The organism is Ilyobacter sp., from assembly GCF_041583315.1.
In the GTDB taxonomy this organism is placed as follows: Bacteria; Fusobacteriota; Fusobacteriia; order Fusobacteriales; family Fusobacteriaceae; genus Ilyobacter.
This window is the reverse complement of sequence record NZ_JBFHGC010000365.1, coordinates 1-3,016: the sequence shown is the minus strand read 5'-3', so window position 1 is coordinate 3,016 and position 3,016 is coordinate 1. Positions and strand designations below refer to the sequence as shown.

Genomic DNA, 3,016 nt, shown 5'->3' with positions numbered 1-3,016 from the left:
GGATCCCGGAAATCCTGGCCACAGGCTCAAGCTCATCAACTACTACAGGATCTACGATATAGGAAGGGACATGGAAATCTTCTCCTATTTCATGGGCTAGAATACCCCCTAAATTTGAGGCGTGTTCACCAGATACCCCGGCGCTCAGATCGCTGAGTACGGCATCTCCTACAATATAGGTGCCACCTGAGATAGGTCGTAAGAGCCCACCACGTCCCACCACGGCATCCAGCCTCTCATCCAGAAGATGTTTTTCCTTAAGAGTTTTTTCTATTATATTTTTTCTGAATTGAAACTGATCTATTATTTTTTCAAACTGGTGAATATCCTCTGCAGAGTGACTTATGGTTTCTGAAAATATCTCATTTTCTCCTTTGAAAACGGATATTTTTGTAGAAGTAGATCCTGGATTTATTGCCAGTATTTTAAACTCTTTCATCGCTTCCCTCCCCTATACAGTGTCGTTTTTAATTTACAGTCTTTTGAAATCATCGTTTTATATAATTACTTCTTATTTCTTTTATGATCCTAATCCTGTTTTCTGCAAATCTGTCTGCTGCATCACTGGTAGCTATATTTTCATCTTTTGAGATTTTATATATCTCCATAAGACGGTCATAGATGAGCTCTACATCTCCAACGGCTTTATCTCTGCTGTATCCCTGGAGCTCGTGATACACATTTATGAGACCGCCTGCATTTATTACATAATCAGGAGCATACAGGATTCCTCTATCTTTGAGCTTCCTGCCGTGTTCTGCATCCTTTAGGACGTTATTTGCGCTTCCGGCTATGGCCTTGCACCGAAACTTAGGAACAGTTTCGTCATTTATGACGGCTCCAAGGGCACAGGGTGAAAAAATATCAACTTCTAAAGAATATACATCCTCAGGTGATACAAATTCCACTTCAGGATGCTCAGCTTTCATTCTTTTTATATGATCATCATTTATTTCGGTAAAATATATTTTAGAGGCTTTTTCAGCTTTATAATTTTTGTCAGGATAATCTTCTCCCAGAAGATATTTTATAAGATAATATCCTGTCTGTCCTGCACCCTGCACAGCAAAGCTACGCTCTTTAATCGAATCGTCCCCGAAGAGTTCTTTAAGTGTGGCTTTTATACCCATAAAAATTCCCCAGGCGGTTACCGGGGAGGGATTACCACTCTTTCCAGGGAGTCCCACCACATAATCAGTCTCCATGGCCACATATGACATATCTTTAGTGTTTGTATTTACGTCTTCAGCAGTTATATATCTCCCGTTGAGGCTTTGCACAAATCTTCCCAGGCTTCTGAAGTATGCTTCACTTTTGAGAATTTTAGGGTCTCCTATTAAAACAGTTTTTCCTCCTCCGAGGTTTAAACCTGCACAGGCAGCCTTGTAGGTCATCCCCCGTGAGAGCCGGAATGCGTCTAAGACGGCTTCTTCCTCATTTTCATATGGCCATATCCTTGTTCCACCCAGAGCCGGTCCCAGGCTTGTATCATGAATACAGGTAACTCCCCGGAGGCCGGTAGTCTTATCAAAAAAGTAAACCAGCTGTTCATGACCAAATTTTTCCATGTACTCAAATTTTTCCATCAGAAATCTCCTCCTCAATAATTTGATTACTATTTCATCAACTTATATATATGATTTTAGTATTATAAATGTAAAATTCTGTGTTTTTTTAATAATTTTATCTAAACAAAAGTATAAATAGTATTACCAAAAAAATAACACCTAAAATTGCCAAAAAATTTTTCATAACAGCCTCCTTTTAAAATGTAAATTTTTCCTAATTTAAGAATCACTCTCACTCTTAAGACACAAAAGGCAAGTTATCCAGAAAACAGAGTATTTTATTTTCTATAATTATTAAGCTTAATATACTCTTCTTATTTTTCAGAGCAATTCCTACATAATATACAAGTTCATTTATTTATTATTTTTCTATTTTCAGCATTAAAATAATTTGTGTCCAAAATAAAAGGGGAAAATACTCGTAAATTTTCAAAGACTGAGAATATTTTTAACTTTATCTAAATTGATTTATGACGTAACTGATATTGTTATTCTTCGGATGTTTTGTAAAATTTTTAAAAAAAACTTGCCTTAGACCATGGTTTAAGGTGTATATTTATGTAATACTGAGTAAAGGAGGCGGACATGAATATAGATGAAGTAGCCAGACGTTTTCATATAACAAAATCCAAGCTGAGGTATTATGAAAAAAACGGAGTGATCAGAAAGATTGCCAGAGATAAAAATGACAACAGAGTATATACAGAAAATGATTTAATATGGATTGAGTTTTTTTTAAATCTCAAAGAAACCGGGATGTCTTTAAAGGAAATGAAATATTATATCTCTCTGAAAAAAGGAGGAATGGACACAGTAGATGAAAGAAAGAAAATTCTCCTAGATCATGTAGATCTTATAGATGAAAAGATACAGGAGCTCATTCTTACAAAGGAAGATATTCAGGAACAGATTAAAAAATATGACCAGGAAAAGGGAATGTGTATAATCAAATGCCCTTTGGATAAAAAAAGTTAATTACAATAACATTAAAATAAATATATCAGGAGGGAAATATGTTAAATTTTAGTTTTTATAACCCTACAAACGTTGTTTTTGGTAAGGAACAGTTTACAAAGCTGGACAGGCTTGTGCCAAAGAATGCCAGAATCCTTATCACATACGGCGGGGGATCTGTCAAGAGATTCGGGACACTGGATAAAGTCAAAGAGGAGCTTCTTAAATCTGAGAGAGAAGTGTTTGAGTTTGGTGGTATAGAGGCCAATCCGAAATTTACAACTCTTATGGGAGCCGTGGAAATAGTAAGAAAAGAAAAAATTGACTTTATACTTGCTGGAGGTGGAGGTTCTGTAATGGACGGAACCAAATTTATAGCTGTAGCTTCGGTGGCTGATGATTATATAGGAAGAGAAATTGAACTGTTAAAATTTGGATTTACTCCTATTCCTGTAGAAGGAGCTATACCATTTGGTACTGTGGTGACACTTCCT

Annotated in this window: 3 protein-coding genes and 1 pseudogene; 2 read left to right on the top strand and 2 right to left on the bottom strand. The window is 36.1% G+C overall.

Annotated features, from left to right (window positions below):
• Positions 1 to 439, bottom strand: a pseudogene (locus ABZA26_RS11465) (butyrate kinase); the annotation flags it as partial.
• A gap of 49 nt (positions 440 to 488) precedes the next feature.
• On the bottom strand, positions 489 to 1,586 hold the full coding sequence (locus tag ABZA26_RS11460) for a Glu/Leu/Phe/Val dehydrogenase dimerization domain-containing protein (RefSeq protein WP_372714658.1): 1,098 nt from the start codon (positions 1,584 to 1,586) through the stop codon (positions 489 to 491).
• A 567-nt stretch (positions 1,587 to 2,153) separates the two neighbouring features.
• Here ABZA26_RS11460 and ABZA26_RS11455 point away from each other — a divergent pair.
• Both ABZA26_RS11455 and ABZA26_RS11450 read left to right on the top strand, forming a co-directional pair.
• Positions 2,154 to 2,543 carry a MerR family transcriptional regulator gene (locus ABZA26_RS11455; protein ID WP_372714657.1) on the top strand — a complete coding sequence of 130 codons (390 nt, stop codon included), beginning with the start codon at positions 2,154 to 2,156 and terminating at the stop codon, positions 2,541 to 2,543.
• Between the two features lie 38 nt (positions 2,544 to 2,581).
• A partial coding sequence (locus ABZA26_RS11450; protein WP_372714656.1) for an iron-containing alcohol dehydrogenase occupies positions 2,582 to 3,016 on the top strand: 435 nt, incomplete at its 3' end.

Coding starts and splice junctions, on each gene's coding strand:
- ABZA26_RS11460 (WP_372714658.1), bottom strand. CDS start 1,586: ATGGAAAAATTTGAGTACATGGAAAAATTTGGTCATGAACAGCTGGTT.
- ABZA26_RS11455 (WP_372714657.1), top strand. CDS start 2,154: ATGAATATAGATGAAGTAGCCAGACGTTTTCATATAACAAAATCCAAG.